This is a genomic window from Providencia sp. CIM-Carb-044 (assembly GCF_033901115.1).
Taxonomy (GTDB): Bacteria; Pseudomonadota; Gammaproteobacteria; order Enterobacterales; family Enterobacteriaceae; genus Providencia; species Providencia hangzhouensis.
In genome coordinates, this window is record NZ_JAXADV010000002.1 from 202,737 (window position 1) to 221,719 (window position 18,983).

20 protein-coding genes are annotated in these 18,983 nt (G+C 41.3%); 7 read left to right on the top strand and 13 right to left on the bottom strand.

Annotated elements, in window-relative coordinates; genetic code table 11:
• Window positions 1-49 precede the first annotated feature (49 nt).
• From SJ312_RS04220 to SJ312_RS04245, 6 genes are read right to left on the bottom strand one after another with little or no spacing between them, the layout of a single operon-like run.
• A complete protein-coding gene (locus SJ312_RS04220; RefSeq protein WP_272675365.1) occupies window positions 50-481 on the bottom strand; it encodes a phage tail protein in 432 nt (143 codons plus the stop codon).
• A gap of 3 nt (window positions 482-484) precedes the next feature.
• Window positions 485-3,355: a phage tail tape measure protein gene (locus SJ312_RS04225; protein WP_319867021.1), complete on the bottom strand. Its 2,871-nt coding sequence runs from the start codon at window positions 3,353-3,355 to the stop codon at window positions 485-487.
• Window positions 3,352-3,501, bottom strand: coding sequence for a GpE family phage tail protein (locus tag SJ312_RS04230; protein WP_319867245.1), 150 nt, complete (start codon window positions 3,499-3,501; stop codon window positions 3,352-3,354). The genes SJ312_RS04225 and SJ312_RS04230 overlap by 4 nt, the downstream gene beginning before the upstream one ends.
• Entirely contained in the window at window positions 3,501-3,803 is a 303-nt protein-coding gene (locus SJ312_RS04235) for a phage tail assembly protein (protein WP_123381962.1), read from the bottom strand. Before SJ312_RS04235 ends, SJ312_RS04230 begins: the two co-directional genes overlap by 1 nt.
• A gap of 60 nt (window positions 3,804-3,863) precedes the next feature.
• Complete coding sequence (locus SJ312_RS04240; protein WP_004254594.1) at window positions 3,864-4,376, bottom strand: phage major tail tube protein; 513 nt, start codon at window positions 4,374-4,376, stop codon at window positions 3,864-3,866.
• Window positions 4,377-4,388: 12 nt separating this feature from the next.
• Window positions 4,389-5,555: a phage tail sheath subtilisin-like domain-containing protein gene (locus tag SJ312_RS04245; protein WP_319867023.1), complete on the bottom strand. Its 1,167-nt coding sequence runs from the start codon at window positions 5,553-5,555 to the stop codon at window positions 4,389-4,391.
• 158 nt (window positions 5,556-5,713) lie between these two features.
• Between SJ312_RS04245 and SJ312_RS04250 the strand changes: the two genes are divergently transcribed.
• Together SJ312_RS04250 and SJ312_RS04255 are read left to right on the top strand one after the other, a co-directional pair.
• Window positions 5,714-6,820: a phage late control D family protein gene (locus SJ312_RS04250; RefSeq protein WP_319867025.1), complete on the top strand. Its 1,107-nt coding sequence runs from the start codon at window positions 5,714-5,716 to the stop codon at window positions 6,818-6,820.
• A 45-nt stretch (window positions 6,821-6,865) separates the two neighbouring features.
• Window positions 6,866-7,114, top strand: a complete 249-nt coding sequence (locus tag SJ312_RS04255; protein ID WP_196715945.1) for an ogr/Delta-like zinc finger family protein — start codon at window positions 6,866-6,868, stop codon at window positions 7,112-7,114.
• Window positions 7,115-7,137: 23 nt separating this feature from the next.
• On the opposite strand, the gene SJ312_RS04260 is transcribed toward SJ312_RS04255, so the two are convergent.
• Complete coding sequence (locus SJ312_RS04260) at window positions 7,138-8,151, bottom strand: restriction endonuclease (RefSeq protein ID WP_272530821.1); 1,014 nt, start codon at window positions 8,149-8,151, stop codon at window positions 7,138-7,140.
• Window positions 8,152-8,332: 181 nt separating this feature from the next.
• Here SJ312_RS04260 and SJ312_RS04265 point away from each other — a divergent pair, with 181 nt between their 5' ends.
• Window positions 8,333-9,511: a phospholipase D-like domain-containing protein gene (locus SJ312_RS04265; RefSeq protein ID WP_319867026.1), complete on the top strand. Its 1,179-nt coding sequence runs from the start codon at window positions 8,333-8,335 to the stop codon at window positions 9,509-9,511.
• 220 nt (window positions 9,512-9,731) lie between these two features.
• On the opposite strand, the gene tnpC is transcribed toward SJ312_RS04265, so the two are convergent.
• The 3 genes from tnpC to tnpA form a co-directional block, all read right to left on the bottom strand.
• Entirely contained in the window at window positions 9,732-11,255 is a 1,524-nt protein-coding gene (gene tnpC, locus SJ312_RS04270; protein ID WP_094961086.1) for an IS66 family transposase, read from the bottom strand.
• An 84-nt stretch (window positions 11,256-11,339) separates the two neighbouring features.
• Entirely contained in the window at window positions 11,340-11,684 is a 345-nt protein-coding gene (tnpB, locus tag SJ312_RS04275; protein ID WP_034167512.1) for an IS66 family insertion sequence element accessory protein TnpB, read from the bottom strand.
• Window positions 11,681-11,977, bottom strand: a complete 297-nt coding sequence (tnpA, locus tag SJ312_RS04280; protein WP_094961085.1) for an IS66 family insertion sequence element accessory protein TnpA — start codon at window positions 11,975-11,977, stop codon at window positions 11,681-11,683. The genes tnpB and tnpA overlap by 4 nt, the downstream gene beginning before the upstream one ends.
• 796 nt (window positions 11,978-12,773) lie before the next feature.
• Between tnpA and SJ312_RS04285 the strand changes: the two genes are divergently transcribed.
• From SJ312_RS04285 to yajD, 3 genes are all read left to right on the top strand, one after another.
• On the top strand, window positions 12,774-13,751 hold the full coding sequence (locus tag SJ312_RS04285) for a DUF1852 domain-containing protein (protein ID WP_110591694.1): 978 nt from the start codon (window positions 12,774-12,776) through the stop codon (window positions 13,749-13,751).
• A 29-nt stretch (window positions 13,752-13,780) separates the two neighbouring features.
• The gene (locus tag SJ312_RS04290; protein ID WP_110591695.1) at window positions 13,781-14,812 is read left to right on the top strand and encodes a methionine synthase; all 1,032 of its coding nucleotides are present in this window, start codon (window positions 13,781-13,783) and stop codon (window positions 14,810-14,812) included.
• 171 nt (window positions 14,813-14,983) lie between these two features.
• Window positions 14,984-15,331, top strand: a complete 348-nt coding sequence (gene yajD / locus SJ312_RS04295) for an HNH nuclease YajD (protein WP_004254555.1) — start codon at window positions 14,984-14,986, stop codon at window positions 15,329-15,331.
• A gap of 197 nt (window positions 15,332-15,528) precedes the next feature.
• On the opposite strand, the gene SJ312_RS04300 is transcribed toward yajD, so the two are convergent.
• Together SJ312_RS04300 and SJ312_RS04305 are read right to left on the bottom strand one after the other, a co-directional pair.
• A complete protein-coding gene (locus tag SJ312_RS04300; protein WP_004254550.1) occupies window positions 15,529-16,110 on the bottom strand; it encodes a YebB family permuted papain-like enzyme in 582 nt (193 codons plus the stop codon).
• Between the two features lie 93 nt (window positions 16,111-16,203).
• Window positions 16,204-17,691 carry a PLP-dependent aminotransferase family protein gene (locus SJ312_RS04305; protein WP_319867031.1) on the bottom strand — a complete coding sequence of 496 codons (1,488 nt, stop codon included), beginning with the start codon at window positions 17,689-17,691 and terminating at the stop codon, window positions 16,204-16,206.
• A 103-nt stretch (window positions 17,692-17,794) separates the two neighbouring features.
• On the opposite strand from SJ312_RS04305, the gene SJ312_RS04310 reads away from it, so the two are divergent.
• Window positions 17,795-18,253: a GNAT family N-acetyltransferase gene (locus tag SJ312_RS04310; RefSeq protein WP_319867033.1), complete on the top strand. Its 459-nt coding sequence runs from the start codon at window positions 17,795-17,797 to the stop codon at window positions 18,251-18,253.
• Between the two features lie 105 nt (window positions 18,254-18,358).
• Here SJ312_RS04310 and SJ312_RS04315 read toward each other — a convergent pair whose 3' ends face one another.
• On the bottom strand, window positions 18,359-18,898 hold the full coding sequence (locus SJ312_RS04315; RefSeq protein ID WP_319867035.1) for an NADAR family protein: 540 nt from the start codon (window positions 18,896-18,898) through the stop codon (window positions 18,359-18,361).
• Window positions 18,899-18,983 lie beyond the last annotated feature (85 nt).

The following is an 18,983-nucleotide window of genomic DNA, read 5'->3' on the forward strand; positions in this document are numbered from 1 at the left end:
TGTGTATAAAAAAAGGGGCTTTTGCCCCTTAATTATGTATAAGTTAAAGCTAAAACGTACCAAGCAAATCCCCCATCGTAATATTCGCCAGCCTTTCCCTCACATCCTCATTTACCCGACTTAACGACAGGGTAAAATCAATTTTTTTCGCTTTACCATCGGTAAAAAACTCTGTTCTATCGGTGACTAAATTGGTGATCACATACATCCCATAAATGGTACCAGTGCCCTCAATCAGCGGTAGTGGGCGGGCAACATAGGCAGAGGTTTTTAGTAATTCCAGCGATACATCACCGCCGGTCACTTCGGGGTAAAGGGTGCCGGCCAGCGTGATCTTATCTTCACCGGCGCCCACATACTGCCATTTGGCACTGCGGCCAACACGATCATTTTTAACATGGCGCCAGTCAAGGGAATGGTTAAAAGTTTGATAAGGTGCGGTACGTAGCTCAAACACAAACATGCCATAAATCATCATCATAATTTAGTCCTGATCTTTTAAGCTGGAACGGCGGCGGCTATCGCGTTCACGTAACAAGGTGGTTAATTGCTGTTTCACAATATCGGCAATTTCTTTTTTATTGCTCATATCAACCCCGTAAAAATTCAACTCAAAGGTATTGTATTCCGGCTGCATGATTTGCCGTTCTGGCCGTGTCGGCGATACTGCCACCGGTACCGCATTTAATTTGGGTTGAATAGGGGCTAAGGTATTAATCAACGTATCATTGAATTGTGGAAATAATGAGGTTTTTCTCGCGGCTATACGGGGCTCTTGATATAACCCATTAACGGCCGTTACTGCCGGAAAGTTTTTAAACACAATATCGCCGAGTTTATTTCTATCGACACTTTCCGCAGCGTCACTTAACGCGGATTTACTGCCTTTGGCTTTACTCTTTTTCTCTGCGCCGTCATACACCAAGGTACCGTATTTTTCCGCATTTTCTAGCGGATTTACGTCATTGGCTTTTTTCTGTAGTTCGCTACTTTTCTCAAGCTGTTTACCGGCAACGGTGACGCTACTGGTGATTTTACTGGTTGCCTCGGCTTGTTGTTTTTGTGCCTGCTCGTTGGCCTTAGCGGTTTTCCCTGCATAAGCGGAAACGGAGTTCAGCACTTTGAATGGGTCTTTTTCGTTCGGGTCAACGCCCATGGCACGCGCCGCATCGGCGGCAGCTTCGGCCGCGGAGGGAATAACGCCGAGTTTTTCTAATATCCAGCCTAAGCCTTTGGCAACTTGTTGAATGGGAAAGAATAGGGCGCTGATAGCTTTACCCACTACCTCGCCGAACACTTGGCCGGCTTCAGTACACGATTTCAATTCTTCCGTAGATAATTGAACCGGTGACAGTAATTCTTTAAACCAATTCCACACCTTGCTGACGGCATTTGAAATGCCATCAAATATCGGGGCAAATGGTGCAAAGGTAGCGCTGAAAGCCAAACCAATTGGCGCAAGGGTAGATGTGAAACCATCCCAAAAACCGCTAAAAAAGGCTTTAATCGGTTCCCAATATTGATAAATTAATACCCCAGCGGCCACGATGGCGGCAACAAATAAACCCACAGGGCTCAATAACAAAGAAAACCCACCGCCAATAAGGTTAATGGCATTACTGCCCGCGGCCATTAAGCCCCCAAAACCTTGACTGCCAGTAAGCATAAATAGACTAAGTCGCATCGCGGCAAACGGCACAATCACCGCCGCCGCGGCAAGGGCTAACGCGCCAAGGGCAGTGACTAAGGTGGCAATTGCTATTGCCCCAACCGCAAGGGCTTGCGTGGTTTTGGGGTGCTCTTTCATCCACTGGCCAACTTTGCCAATAAAGCCTGTTAATGATTGGGTGACACGGCGTAAAGGGGAATCGACATTTTCTTGAATTTCAATGCCGAGATCTTCCCATGCTGATTGTAATTGTTTCAGGTCACCTTTTAAGTTATCAATCTTAACTTTGGCGTTTTTATCGGCTTCACCCTCGGCGCCCATGTTGGCGGTTTTCAGTGCGTCATAGCGCCCATTCATGACGGCATCAATCACGGCGCCCATACCGACCATTGCTTCCTCGCCGAAAATGTCTTTTTTCATGCGAATTTGGCTGGCTTGATCAAACTTACGCATGCTTTTGCCTACGTCTTTTAAGATTTCGTCAGCGTCACGGAGTTTGCCGCTAGCGTCTTTAACACTAACGCCTAGCTTATCAAGGGCGGCTTGGCCTTTGCCGACAGGGGCAACCATACGGGATAAGCCCGCGCGAAGTGACGTACCGGCCATACTGCCTCGAATACCGTTATCTGCCATGGTTCCCGCCATTGCGGCCATGCTTTCAAGGCTGACGCCAAGTTGTGCGGCAATCGGGCCTGCATACGTCATGGTTTCACCGAGTTGGCGTAAATCGGTATTACTGCGGGTAAAGGTGGCTGTGAGCACGTCAGAAACGCGGTTCATGTCTTCCGCTTTCAATTGAAATTGTGTCAGAACGTTTGAACCAATGTCGGACGCTTCACCGAGATCCATATCACCGGCCAATCCCATGTTTAACACGCCACCCAATGCGGCCTTAATGGCATCCGGTGTAAAACCGGCCATCGCCAAAAACTTTTGGCCGGCTGCAACGTCGGTGGAGGTATACGCCGTACTGGCGCCCAGCTCTCGCGCTTGTTGACGTAACATGGCCAGTTGTGGCGAGTTTTTATCTAATCGGGTGAGGGCTTGAACCGTTGACATACCCTCATCAAAGTCTCGACCAGGAGCAGTGATCCGCGCGCCGGCATACAACGCACCCGCACCGCTTGCGGTAGCAATCGCACCTCCAGTGGCTAATTTATTGCGTAGCTCTTTTGATTTTGCATATTGGCCTTGTGCCCGAGTGACCGCATTAAGCCGGCGGTGTTGTTCGTCTAACTGCCGGTTATAGATTTCAGTGCGTCGTGTCACTTGTGCCGTGGCATCACCGCTTTGTCGTGCGGATATGCCGTGGCGGTATAATGTGGCCGTTACGGTATTGAGTTTTTGTTTTTCTTTGTCAAGCGTGCGGCCGTAACGGTCACGCTCTAACCGTGCAGCGGCCAAGGCTTTCTTTTGTTCTTCGGTTTGCTGGGTCAGCGGGGGGTATTGGTCACGTAACGCCTTAACCTTATTTTTGGCCGTTTCGTAGGCTTGTGAGTTTTTATTGACGGAATTAGAAAGCCGTTCGAAGGTTTTCGACTGGCTTTGTAAATTACGGATTGAGGCGTGTGTGGCTTTGATTTGAGTTGCTAACCCTGCCGCGCTGCGCTGTGCAGCACTGACAGGGGATGATAACTTGTTCGCAGCACTTAACGACACTTTGATATTTAAATTACGGTCACTCATGATTCATTTCCTGTTCTGGCGGCTGCGCGTTTATGCCATAACAGGATTTCGCCAACCGTCATGGCGTCATATTCAGACGGCGCCCAGTGGAAAACGGTGGCGATATCAGCGATTAACTCATCCGTTTCAATGTTCGGGCACTCAATTACTCGTCCGCGCTGTCTGTCGTCTCTTGCGGGGAGTTCGGTACTAAAAAATTAGCAATACCGGTGGCAAGTGCATTAAATGCAGGGATAGGCAGCAGTGAAACGTCACGCTCAGTCATGCGGGGTGAGGTCACCCGCGGCAGTAACTTAATCAGTGAATCCACATCAGAGGTCATCACGTCATACAGTTTTAAGCCACGTAATGCGCCGACTTGCTTCATGGTGTCGGTGATGGTGATTTCAGTGACTTCTTGCCCTGACTCTAATTTGATAGGTGCGTCGAATTGAATAACTTCAGCCATGGTTACTATTCCTATTAAAATAAACGTGAAATGGGTGGGTGATGAAACCCACTGTGTTAATTAGTGGCCAATGTTGGCACGGTGTTTTTCCAGCATGTCTTTGCCGTTGACTTTCCACACCATATTGAGCAAATCCACTTCAAATGATTCTTTGTTATTGATGGTGATTTTGCAGTACGTATTTTTGATGGTGTATTTGTGTTGCGTGTTATCACCGGCTTTCGCACTGCCTAAATCCAATTCAGTGAAACGCCCGCGAGTTTGAATTTCACACGGAACAGATTCACCGGTTGAATCATTGTAGTAAGAGCCCGCAAAGCGGAATTGCTTACCGTCAATGGTGGCGCCCCAGCTTTCCAGCAATTCAGACATTAAGCCCCCCATAGAGGCCTCCATATCTAATGCACCAGAATCAAAGCCCATCATGACAGCCACAGAGCCCACCATACCGGCACCCTGATAATCCTCTGTTTTTAATGACAGCTTTGGTGGGGTGACTTCTTCTACTTGTCCAAGGTAGGTTTGGCCATCAATAAACAGGTCAAACATAAAAAGTTTTTTAGGCATACCCATAATTCAATTTCCTTAGCCCAGTTGGTCAAAAACAGCGAAATACTCGTCAGTGAATTCCTGCGTTAAAGACAGGTTTTCCAGTGGCGGTATTGGGGTGTACTTGTAGCGAATGTGCGCCTTACCATCGCGTAAATTTTCTTTCGGGTTATCCGATGGGTCATACCAACATTGGAACCCTAATAAACGGCCTTGTGTGACGAGTTGTGCGCCTTTGCGGTTGATCCCATCAACAATATCTTTCACCAATGAGGGGGTGAGTGTTTTGTCGATATAGCTAAAATGCGCCTCGGCGATCATTTCAGCCAAGATTTGCGCGGTGCGGGTATACACTTCAAAGGTATAGATTTCTTTATCGCCGGTGCGATTACCCCAAATACGAAAGCCATCACGCTTAATTAGCGTGGTGATTTGGTGGCTGTTTAAATCGTTGGCGTCGGTGTCTTTACCTTGTAATGTCCAGTAAATATCCGCGCTAATACCCAAAACACCATTAACCGGCACGTTAGAAATCGACTTATGCCAGCCTTGTTCCGCATCAATCTTGGCACGCAAGCCAATGGCGTAAGCGGTGGCGGGGATAACTTCGTTTTGGCCACTTTCTTTGTTGTACGCGATAAACTCAGGGTAGATGATCATCACTTCGTGCTGATTGAAATCCTCGCGGTATTTCTTGGCTTCGGCGATAGTTTTACAGCCGTTGGCGCTAATATAGGCAAAGGCTTTGATTTGCTCGGCAAAAATCGCAAGCTGCATAGCAACCGGTTTAGTGTCCAACTTTGGTACCGCTAAAATGCGCGGACGCTCACCGATATTCGCTTCAGCGGTCAGCAGGGCATAAAGGCCGGTATAGCGGCCGTCGTCACCGGTACCGCCAATGACTAGCTGGTCTTGGGTCTTTTCGCTGTCTTCTTTCGCTTCGGCAACGCGCACAACCACTATTTTTGGGCTGCATTGGTCATCAATGGCTTTCAATGTGGTGTAAAGCGTACCGGTTTTACCAGCTTTGTTGAGTACCGTTTTAATGCGTGTGACTAATACGGGGGTGTCGAGTGGGAACGCCTCGGGGTCGGCATCTTCTGCGGTGCAGACAATACCAATTACAGAGGTGTCGATATCTCGAATAAGGGTGCTGAGGTCGGTTGTCTCATGGACTTCAACACCGTGATGATATACGGCCATCGTTATTATCTCCTGATGTCTATTTATCTTTATTCTCAGGGATGTTTGATAACAAATCATGTACTTAGGGTTCTCATAGGCACATGAGAACCACGGATGATTGCTCACCTACGCGCGCGACGACAATCTAGGCATATTGAATTGGCTAGGTGGTGAATATGTCTTTTACGGATTGGACAGAGGGGAATTTAGTCAAAGTTCCTGCCTTTGATTTAACGGTCGGTGGCATGCAGCTCCTCGGCGTCAATGACCGGCTTATGTCATTAACATTAACGGATAATCGGGGTTTTGAGGCTGATACCTTAGAGCTCACTATCGATGATACCGACGGTAAAGTTGCGTTACCAGCGCGTGGGGCTGAGATTTCCGTTTCCCTTGGGTGGCAGGGGGAAGCCTTGGTACATAAAGGGATATATACCGTTGATGAAATTAGCCATTCAGGCCCACCTGACCAAATTACGGTAACTGCCCGTAGTGCGGACTTTCGGCAAGACTTTAACGTCAAACGGGAATACAGCTGGCACGATATCAAAGTTTCTGATGTGGTGAGCGCGATAGCAGGGCGTTATAACCTCAAGCCAGCGGTGAGTAAACAATTGATGCACATTGAGATTGACCACGCCGACCAGACCAATGAAAGCGATATTAGCTTTTTAACGCGCATGGCTGAAATGCTCGGCGCGATAGCCACCATTAAAAATGGCAGTTTATTATTTATCGTGCCTAATCAGGTAGTCACGCAAAGCGGCAAACCATTGCCCGTCATTACCATCATGCGCGAAAGTGGAGATAAGCATTATTTCCGATTGGCTGACCGGCAAGCGTACACCGGCGTACAAGCTTATTGGCTTGATTTGAACTACGGCAAACAAAAGAAAACCAATCTTAAACGCAAGCAAAAGCCCAAAAAAGAGAAGTCGAGCAAAAAAGAGGGCGATTACATCGAGGGTGCCGAGGGGAACGTTTTTGTGATGCGGCAAACCTTTAAAAACGAGCAATCCGCTAAACGCGCCGCTGCGGCCAAGTGGTCAAAATTACAAAGGGGTGTGGCAGAATTTAATATTACGTTGGCCGAGGGGCGCGCAGACCTTTACCCTGAAATGCCCGTCACGGTAACCGGTTTTAAACCGACCATTGACAGTCACCAGTGGGTGATTAGCCGAGTGACACACACCATTGATGGGAACGGATTTATTACCCATTTGGAACTGGAAATAAAAATCAAAGACATTGACATGACGGATGACGAGCAAAACGACGGTTAATTGATTATAATAACGGCAGGCATACCCATAATCCAAGGTTATAAAATGGCGTTCAATTGTCCCCAGTGTGGCGCTGTGACTTATACCAAAACCAGTAAATCCATGAGCAGTGAAACCCGTAGAAGTTACCACCAATGCCAAAATATTTTGTGCGGTTGTTCTTTTACGACAATAACCTCAGTGGAAATTTATCTAACTAAAACAATCCCACAAGAGTTGCCAGAAGGGTTTGAGATCCCGATGGATGAGCTACCTAGATCACATCGGGGAGAGAAACAGATGGAGATGTTTTGATATGTGGGGAAATAGTTAATGCATTACACTCGTACAATACCAGTTCCTGGTGTTCTGAGTTTTTTTAGCCATTGAGCTATGTTATCCCTATTTACCTCTTCAATTGGATAACTTCTTGCTTCTATGGTTGAACGGGCTCCAACACTAAATTCAGACGAAGTCACTAAAATGCCTAGTTCGCTTCCTTCATGAAGTATGTCGGTGTATAGTCCTTTAACAGTTACTTTATCTATCTTTTTATTAATTCTTTTGCATTGAATAATATAATTAGGAGCACCTATGCTTGTTTTGTTCCATACTCTTAAGTCGACACCATCATCATTACTACCAGGACCAAGCTCAACAGTATAGCCAAATCGTTGAAAACATTCCGCAGTTAATTCTTCAAATTTTCTCCAGTGGATTTCACCTAATTTTTCTATATTATTTGATAAGAAATCTATAAAGCGTTGATCAAGAAAAGCTCCACTATTAGCGATAGGGTTATATTGTTTAAATAAATCAGATAAATTAATAATATCTCTATATTGATGAAATTTTATTTTAGTATTTGGGCTATGCTTCATCATATTATCATAACTTATAAGCAACTGAACTATTGCATCTAGCCCTGCTTTTCCAAAAGTTTTAGATGCTTCTGTCATCATACCTTCTGGATTTAAAGACTTCGCCCCTTCTGTAATTGCTTTTTTGATCTCAAGGTCTATATGCTTATAAAAAATTTGATTAATTGAATGTGCAAAATCAGCTCCATTTTTATGTTCTATTTCTCTCATAGTTTTAAATGTTTCAAATATTCCACCAAATGGCTTATCTGTAACTCCTATTTTATGTAGAAGGGTATAATAAAGTGAGTCATATTCCTCTGACCTAATCCGAATTGGATGGGATTCTGAAGAATGTACATACTTATCAAACCCGCTACCTTGTAGAAGGTCACAGATCTCTTCAATTGAAGCTGCAAGCCCTGATTTATAGCCAATAATTTCATGGAGATGATTTGCAAGTTCATGTTTTTTAAACAAAATAGCTCCCATAAGAACTCCTTTTTTAAACTAATTAACTAAATGTACTTTTTAGGGATTAACATACATCATGATGAAATAAAATTGTAATATCCGTAGTATAATACATTTTTTAGGACTATTAAAAATCAAAAAATATATTTTATATAGGTAGTGTTATAATCTCAGAATTATTAAACAAGAGGCTTTAGTTATGAAAATAATAAATAATAATGAGTTGAAATTTATTTTTAAAAAAATGATTTTAAGTTATAAGTATATTTCTTTTGGTGTTGCATGGGCCTCGTCAAAAATGGATTTATATACGTTACTTGTTTCTTATAAAGAAAAGATAAAAACAGGCATCATTGGAACTCATTTTTACCAAACTCATCCAGATGTTTTAGATGATTTTTGTATGTCTAAAAAGGTTAAATTTATCTTACAGCCTAATGGGGTTTTTCACCCTAAAATATATCTTTTTTGGAATGATGAGAATGATTGGAGTGTAATTATCGGAAGTGCGAATTTTACATATGGTGCCATGGAAAAAAACACAGAGTTATGTGTATTAATCCAGCAAGAAGATTCGAATTATGATCTTACATATTTTATTGAGCTAATAAGTAATTATGAAAAAAATGCCCAAAGTATCACTATAGATGAGGCGAGGAAGTATAGAAATATCTGGAATATTAGATCTCGATCCTTGCTGAAGATTGCAGAAGTCTATAATAAGAGCAAAAATACTAACATATTACATAGTAAAGTATTAACAATGGATTGGAAGGAACTATATAAAGAAATACAAAATGACCCATATCATGGGTTTAAAGATAGAATACATCTTTTAGAAAAAATAAAGTCTTATTTTGAAAGGAATACACATTTCTCAAATATGGATAAAGGTGTTAGATGTGGTATAGCAGGGCTTAGAAGTAATGAAATAAAAAATTGGGCTTGGTTTGGTTCCATGATCGGTGCTGGAAAGTATTATAGTGCCATTAACTCAAATAATATAAATATATCTAATGCGCTGGATGAAATATCGTTAAGTGGAACAATAACGAAAGATTCTTATTTAGAATATATTGGGTTGTTTAAGCTAGCATTCCCAGAAGGGAGGGATGGCGTTGGTATTGCAACACGGCTACTATCCATGAAACGACCAGATCAGTTTATTTGTTATAATGAACAGAATAAAAAAGAGCTTGCGGAAGAGTTCTGTTTATCTAAGCGTAACTTAAACTATGATGAGTATTGGGATTTGATTATTGAACGAATAATGGATACTCCTTGGTGGAATTCTGAACTGCCATCCTCTGGAATTGAACGAAGTGCATGGCAAGGTCGAGTAGCGATGCTTGATGTTCTATTTTATAAAGAAAAATAATTATATCCAATGATTATACTGAATACGAATTCTCAAGAGATAGCGACATAGTTATAGATGGCATGTTTCTTGAATTAACTGTTGCAAATACTAACCCAATACTACAACTTGCAGAGGTTTTTTACTTGGATGTTACTCATCAATTTACATTGACTTGCTTTGAGCCAAATATCCCTGTCGCAGTTATTGAAAAGTAAGCGCTTAATGAACCAGTAAAGCTTTACTCAACCTCACTGATTTCTACGTTCCATGGCATGAGATCCGACACATCATCTTTCGGACTTCGTTTTGGTAACTCGGTAAACAGGTGTTGGAAGTAATAATAAGGGTTCATGTCATTAGCGCGGCAAGTCATCACGAGGCTATACAAGTTTGCACTCGCCTTTGCTCCGCCTACCGACGTTGAGAACATCCAATTTTTGCGACCTGTCGTGAACGGCCTTATATCTCGTTCGGTCACATTGTTGTCGATACTTATATCGCCGTCTTCAAGGTAGGTAAGCAGCTTAGGCCACTGGTTTTGCGTATAAGTGATGGCTTTGCCAAGTAATCCTTTAGGGAGAACGTTTTGACTGTCAAGCCATTGCTTGAACTCATCTAAAATAGGTTTGGCTTCTTCTTGTCGTAGTTGGTGTCGAGATTTTGCGTCAAGCCCTTTGGCTTTCTTTTCAATACCGTATAGTTTGCTAATAAAGTTCAGTGCTTTTTCTGGCTTGCCCGCTTTTTTTGATGGTGAAGCTTTTTGAGCATCAGTGAACTTTCTGCGTACATGCGCCATGCAAGCAGCTTGAGTCACGTCCTCAAGTTTGTCGTATGCACTGTAGCCATCCGATAGCAAGTAACCAGAGTAACCACCTAAAAAGTCTTGTACGCACTCTGCTCTGCGGCTGGCTTGATAGTCGTAGATAACCACTGGGTTATTGACGAACTCACCGCTACGATAGACCCACATATATGACTTAGATTGTGCTTTCTTATCTTCTTCACGTAATACTTGAACAGTGGTTTCGTCCGCGCAGATGAGCTTTTCTTTCAATAACTCACTTTTCATTGCATCAATAATGACTTGCACTTTGCTTCCTAACTGAACGCACCAGTTGGCCAGTGTAGCGCGGCTAATATCTATACCAGAGCGATTGAGAATATCCACTTGGCGATAGAGTGGCAGAGCATCAACGTATTTTGCTGTGACTACAGCGGCGAATGCATCTGCACTCCCTAGGCTTTTAGGGATCATACTTGCGGGTTTTGGGGCTGTGATAATCTTTGTTTCAGTCTGTGTTTTTTCACACTGCCGGCAAGCGTACTTGGTTCGCTCGTGACGTATAACACTAACCTTCTGTGGGATGATTTTCAGCTCTTCAGAAGTTTCAACACCACATTGATGTAAAGGCTCGTCGCAGCAGTCGCAATAAGGGGCATTGAGTTCATGTTTATGAACTTCACGCTCGAGCTCTTTTGGAAAAGGCTTACGGCCTGTTTTTTTCTTGTCGTCGTCGGATTTAGCCGTACTCTTTTGTTGCTCCGCTTCGTTAAACGTACCTTTGGGTATTTTTTCACTTTGTGATGAGAAGCGCTTTGACTTACTTAAATTGAGCTGTTCAATCAACAACTCAATTTTGGTTTTGAGCTCGGCAACCTCCTCTTGCTTTGCCGCAAGGAGTTTATCTTTTGCTTCGTTCTGTTGGTGAAGCTCAAGCAGCATAGCTTTTAGCTGGTCGATATCATCAGGGAGGTCGGTCATGTCTGGGCTCTGGTCATCTCAATGACTTAAGTATGACAGCAAAAAAGGATCGTTCAAGCCCAACGTGACGATCAGTATCAGCGGTCACACTTCTAGATTATGAAGTGGACGATGAGCTTTGGCATGTTCGAGCGTTAACCCCGAAAGAAGCCAACCCAGTTGTTGCTTAGTAATATGAATGGCTCCGTCCTCACTGGGTCTTGGCCACTTGAAGGTCCCTTTTTCTAAGCGACGATAGTACAGCCAGAAGCCATTAGTATCCCAAAACAAGATTTTCAATTTATCTCGGGTACGATTGCAGAAAATGAACCAAGACTCACTAAACGGATCCATCTCAAGAGTCTCCGCGACAATCAACGATAGTCCATCAATGGACTTACGCATGTCCGTGACTCCAGAGATGAGGAAAACCTTACCTGTTGGTATCATTGTAGCGCTTCAAACCAAGTCTTAATTTGTTGCGAGCTAAGCGTTGCCGGCAGTTCTGCTCGAATGCCATTATTGAGAATTAACACAACACAACTTGTGCTCACGGTAGGCTCTGTCACCACGATAGGTTGAACCCTGGTTTCAGGCTCGGATTGCGTGAGCTTTTTCGACCAATAGTGAAAAGTCTGATAGCTTATGTTTTGCTCCGAGCAAAACTGCTTAATGCCTAAATTACTTTGTCGTTGCTGCTCTAGAATTGCAGTCCAGTATTCTCGTTTACTTTGTTGTTCCATAGTCCCTCCAATGAAAAAGCTACTATGGCAAATGACGAGTTTGTTTAGTATGTGTGGTTCATTAACCGCTTACATTGAAAACTTGATTGAACAGGCTAAAGAACTCCTCCCACCCATTGAAAAATAAGAAAAATAAAAAGCCTCTCGTCAAAAGAGGCTTTATAAGTGTGGTCAATATGTGGACATTAACCATTGACTAAATCCATTTAAATCAATTGTTTAACTCACTTTTAGAACGCCGCACTTAGCGCCTTTGATTACCTAATTCGCACAAGTACCAGAACCGCTGAATAGGTGTAATTTACTTTATATTCAGTGAGTTGTAGTCAAAAGGCACTCGGGGGCGAGTGCCTTTTTTTGTGCATAATACTGTGCCACCTTTTATTATTGTAGTTAATTTTAGTTAGTAACTTAGACTGTATGGCCTAAGTGTTTTCTATATGTACTAAATAAATTTATTTCACTAACCAATGTTTAAGTCTTCGAGTCGAATATTCATCCCCTCTAGGAAATTGTCCATATAATACACTTAACATCATGAATTATAATGAAAAATAATATTTCTTAGTTCTTCGTCACATAATTAAAATAAGTGAAATAGATGATCATGAAAATCGTTCATGTTCGAAATGAAATTAAGTCGCTTTCACTCAATCAACAGCTCTGGCATAAATTAGCTAACGAGGAAAATTAACTTATCTACAACATAAAGATTGATCAATGAGAGACAAAAACTTCTAAAAAAATCAAGAAGTCAATTGAGTTTCCATTTTGGAATTTAGGGTGCGACGAGACGATGAACAAAAATTTTACATTTACGATTAAAAGTAGTCTTTTTGATGAAAATTATAATCCTTCTGAAAATACACGTATCACAACTAACTTTGCTAATTTAGCCAGAGGGGAAAATCGCCAAGAAAATTTGCGTAACACGCTTGTCATGATGAACAACCGTTTCAATACATTAGCCTATTGGGACAACCCTAAAAGCGACCGTTATTCAATCGAGTTGGAAATTATTTCTGTCGAGATGAGTATTGAGGAAAATAGTAATAGGTTCCCTGTGATTGAAATATTAAAAACCAATATTATTGATCATAAAACAGGTGAACGAACTGAGGGTATTGTCGGAAATAACTTTTCATCTTATGTGCGTGATTATGATTTTAGTGTTTTATTGTTAGACCACAATAAGGACCAAGCAAGCTTTAGTATTCCAGAAAACTTTGGTGACTTGCATGGGAATATCTTTAAATATTTTGTAAATTCTAGTGAATATAAAGCGCATTTTAGTAAGGCGCCAGTGATATGTTTAAGTGTCTCAAATAAAGATATCTACCATAGAACTGGGAATCAACATCCTATATTGGGGATTGAATATCAGCAAAATGGGGCTTCATTAACAGATCAATATTTTAAAAAGATGGGGTTACAGGTTCGTTATTTTATGCCTCAAAATAGTGTTGCGCCGTTAGCATTTTATTTTACGGGAGATTTGCTGAGCGATTACAGCAATATTGAATTGATTAGCACAATTAGCACGATGGAAACATTCCAGAAGATTTATCGGCCAGAGATTTACAATGCGAACTCTGTTGCGGGGCAATGCTATCAACCGAGTTTGACGAATCAAGATTATTCGCTAACAAAAATTGTTTATGACCGCGAAGAACGTAGCCGATTGGCTATTGAGCAGGGAAAATATACAGAAGAACATTTTATTGAGCCCTATAAGCATATTCTAGAGCAATGGTCTGCTAACTACGCGCTTTGATTAATTATAAAAATTTAAGGTCAATTATTATGAAAACATTATTACCAACATCTACCGCGGGCAGCTTACCAAAACCTTCTTGGCTTGCTGAACCTGAGACGCTTTGGTCTCCTTGGAAGCTGCAAAATGAAGAACTCATCGAGGGAAAACAAGACGCATTGCGCTTATCCCTTGAAGATCAACTACGTGCTGGGATTGATATTGTTAGCGATGGCGAGCAATCACGCCAGCATTTTGTGACGACATTTATTGAACACCTCAGTGGTGTTGATTTTGCAAAGCGTGAAGTGGTTAAAATTCGTGATCGTTATGATGCGAGCGTGCCGACGGTAGTTGGAGCGGTTGAACGCCAAAAACCTGTTTTTGTGGAAGATGCTAAATTTTTACGTAAGCTAACAAAACAGCCGATTAAATGGGCGCTTCCTGGGCCGATGACGATGATTGATACACTGTATGATAACCATTATAAAAGTCGTGAAAAACTGGCATGGGAGTTCGCTAAAATATTGAATCAAGAAGCAAAAGAGCTTGAAGCTGCGGGCGTTGATATTATTCAGTTTGATGAGCCGGCTTTTAATGTGTTTTTTGATGAAGTAAACGATTGGGGGGTGGCTGCGTTAGAAAGAGCCATTGAAGGGCTGAAATGTGAGACAGCAGTTCACATTTGTTATGGATACGGCATCAAAGCTAATACTGACTGGAAAAAGACACTGGGTTCTGAGTGGCGGCAATATGAAGAGGCTTTCCCAAAACTGCAAACCTCAAATATTGATATTATCTCCTTAGAATGCCATAACTCCCATGTTCCTATGGATTTAATTGAGCTTATTCGCGGTAAAAAAGTGATGGTGGGGGCGATTGATGTGGCTAGCAATATCATCGAAACACCAGAAGAAGTCGCCAATACGTTACGTAAAGCGCTGCAATTTGTGGATGCTGATAAACTTTATCCATCAACAAACTGTGGTATGGCACCATTATCTCGACGGGTCTCAACGGGTAAACTTAATGCATTAAGTGCAGGGGCTGAGATTATCCGTAGAGAATTGTTGAATAGGTAATCTAAGTAAAAACTAACTAATAAATGAGCCCGGAGTTGATGACATGCCCTATAAAGTTGGCGAGTCATCATATCTGGGTTTTTTGTTGCCTTGAGTTTCTTTTTTTGCTCTGAATTGAGGTATATTAGGCGTATTATCTCAAAATTACTATTTTTAATAGGAATATCGGCAATGGCTTTGATCCCTAAAAACTATGCGCGATTAGAAAGTGGCTATCGTGAAAAAGCACTTAAAATTTACCCATGGGTTTGTGGACGCTGTACTCGTGAGTTTGTGTATTCAAATTTACGTGAATTAACTGTGCATCATATCGACCATGATCATACCAATAACCCTGAAGATGGCAGCAATTGGGAACTATTGTGTTTATTTTGCCATGATCATGAGCATTCGAAGTACACAGAAGCTGAAATGTATGGCACTAATGTCGTGGCAGGGGAAGATGCACAAAATGATATTGAAGCAGCAACTTATAACCCGTTTGCTGACTTGAAATCGATGCTAAATAAGAAAAAATAATCGCGATAACCCACGCAATTCCAGTACAGGTAGGCAAAGTAAAGTCTCTAATAGAAGAGGCTTTACTATAATAACTGGCTATTACAGCAAATTTGTTTAATGGCGATGCAATGCTTATTGATTGATAAAGATTAAGGCATCATGTTAAGCCACTCTTATATACGTTGAGTGGCTTAGTCAAATATCAATATCGCTAATTAATGAATGTCATCATGGCTGCGATAAATTAATGATAATTCAGGGTGATGCCATAAACTTGCAGGAGTAACAGTTTTACGTTCCCATGGAATTTGCCCAATAAACCATAACTTCCAAAAATTTAATTTTGCATTCGGGTTTTTAGTTAATAATTCCTTGAAGGTTTCTAATTCCCCTATTTGAACTGATAACGCAGATTGATAAATATCGAAAACAAACTTTGAACAAAACTGCCTAGAAGACTCATAATTAAATCCCGTGTGATAAAACTTATTTAAACGAGCAGGAACTTCGGCGACTAATGCGGATTTTTGTTCACTTGTTAATGTATGGGAAAATCGGCGTACACTGTAACGATTGTCAGACGAACGGGCAATAAACCGCGATAAGGTCGTGGTTGTTGAAAGGGGAACGCGACTTTCTGCAATTAAATAATCTTCACCATTATGACCTACAATCATGCCAACATGGTTACTCCAACATAAAGATGCCGAGGCTATTTGGCGAAATAGCTCAGTCCCAATACTGGTAAAGACAACATCGCCAACTTCGTACTCATGGGGATAATTTATTTTTGTCATAAAAGTACCTCAATATAAACAATGCTATTAAGGTACAGTTATAAAGATTAGAAAAATTCTAGCTATCGGATAAACGCTGAAAATCATTTTTGTTTAACTAGGGTATATATTACTCAATTGTTCACTGAGTAATTTTATATTGCTAATTATCTCGTTTTCACAATGGGCAGCATAGCCAAATAGAATTGCATTTTGGTGAGTACTTTGAATACAGTAGCGTGATAGCGGTTGTGCGCCAAAGCCCAAGAGACGGCATTGGTTAAGGATCACGTTAATATCATAACCGTCTTTCACCCAACAAACAGTATGAATGCCTGAATCTGTCATCTGTACATTAAATAGGTGAGGGAGATAGTGATTGATGGCATTGATAAAAGTATTTTGCCTCTCGTAACATATCTTCCGTATTTTTCTGACATGGCGTGCATAGTGGCCTTCTTGGATAAACTGAGCTAAAGCGGCCTGTTCTAAATAACCACAGTGGCTATCACTATAATATTTCATCATGGTGAATGCCTCACTCAGAATTTCTGGCACTATTAAAAAACCTAAACGAAAGCCGGGGTACATCATTTTAGAAAATGTCCCTGCATAAATAACACGTTGATGATTATCTAAGCCTTGCAATGCTTGAATTGGCTTTGATAAAAAGCGAAATTCACTATTGTAGTCATCCTCAAAAATCCATGCGTTGTTTTGTTGTGCCCAATCCAATAATGCTAAACGCCGAGGTAAGCTGAGAGTTGTGCCCAGAGGGAACTGGTGAGAAGGCGTGGTATAAATTAATTTTGCTGTTTTATGGTGTTTCGCACCATATATAATATCCATTCCTTCTTTGTCTGATGGAATAGCGTCAATATCAGCACCAGCAGCGGTTAAAATAGCTCTCGCACTATCATAGCCAGGGTCATCTAACCATACTTTATCCCCTTGCTGTAATAAGACTTTTGCCGCTAAATTAATGGCTTGCTGTGTTCCATTAACAATAATAATTTGTTGCTGTTTACAATGAACCCCACGAGTCGAACGGACGTAATCTACCAATAAATCTTTTAGTGGTGCATACCCATCAGGGTGATTAAAATGCGTAATAATTTGTTTGGACTTACGCCAAACTCGACCCAATAATCTTCCCCATAATTCATGCGGGAATTGGTCCACACAACCAATACCGATATTAAACATTTGGTGTTTGTTGGTATTTGGACGCGATTTTTCCCATAAATTCGATAAAGTGGAAACTCTAGGATTCAGATTTAATGCAGGATATCCAGATTGGTCACCCTGTTTAGTGCTACTTATGGCACCAATTAATTCATCAGGAATATGGGGGGAAACATAAGTCCCTGAGCCTTTTTGGGAATAAAGGTATCCTTCATCAATTAGTCGTTCAAACCCAGCAATTACCGAATTTCGTGAGATCGCCATCATTTCTGCTAATGCTCTAGAGGAAGGAAGTTTAATTCCAGCAGCAATACGTCCATCTAAGATGGCATCACGTATTGTGTGATAAACATTTTCTTTAATGTAACCTTTTTCAAGTAATAGTAATGGGAATTGGGCATGCTGTTGGCGTCGCATAAAGTGGATCCTAAATAAATAACAAAAGTGTCTCTTATATAGAGCCAGATTGCTAGGTACTATAGCGCCATTATGTAATATGTCTACAAATGGAAGGGTTATTATGAGTAAAACATCATTACCAGTTACAGTGGAATTTGTTGCGCCGGAACATTACCCAGAGTGGTTAGTGTATTGGTTAGAGTATCAGAAATTTTATAAGGTAGATTTAAGTGAAGAAATTACCTTAAAAGTATGGGAGCGCTTTTTTGATGAGAGTGAGCCGATGTACTGTGCTGTTGCGTTGGAAAATGGAAAAGTTGTTGGTTTTGTGAATTATTTATTTCACCGCTCAACATGGGCTGAAAATGATTTTTGCTACCTTGAAGATTTATATGTGACGCCAGAAATGAGAGGGCGTCATGTAGGAAAACAATTAATTGAATTTGTACACGCACAAGCGCAAGAGAAACAATGTGGCCGTCTATATTGGCATACACAAGAAACCAATTTGCGAGGCCAAAAATTGTATAACTGGGTGGCAGAAAAGCCTGGGGTAATTGAATACAGAATGCCTTTATAATAAAGCTCAGTAGTATATTCTATATTTTGATAAAATAATGACGGGCCCGCTGTTTAATAACAACGGGTTTTTCGTTTTATCAGAAAATAGGCAAAAATTAGAGAGTTAATTGGCTAGCTGACTTCTAACATCCATTAATGCGAAACCGAGAAGGTTTAACCCTTTCCATGTTAATGGGTTTTCAATATTTTCAGTATCTTCGGCAAGGCCTATTCCCCAAATTTTATCGACGGGGCTAGCTTCAACTAGAACACGTTCGTTTGTGGAGAGTAAAAACTGTTTTAATTCTTCATGTTGAGAGAATTTTGCCATATTAGCGCTGACAACAATAGCAAAACGGTTTTCATCCCAAACATCTTGCTTAAACCCACGAACTTCACGACCAAATGCTTTAGCCGCTCCGGGATTTGGTGCATGAATGATTTTATCCAATGTTTCTAAATCACCAAATAAGCGTGCTTTTTCGGCCATCATGAAATGTTCTGCACTGGTAAAGCGGTGGTTATTAACAATAAATGGGGAAGGGTACCATTGGCTGAAGCAGCTTTTTGTAATTTGATTTTGTTTGGTTTGGTGGCCCCAGAAGAAAACATATTTAAATTTTTTCCCTGAGCGGTATTGTTTGCAGAGGCTTTTGATATCCATAAATTAATCTTTATTAAGAGCGAATATTCTTAGCGTATCGATAATAAAAAGACCTGGCTATCAGAAAAACCTGCTTAGCATACTA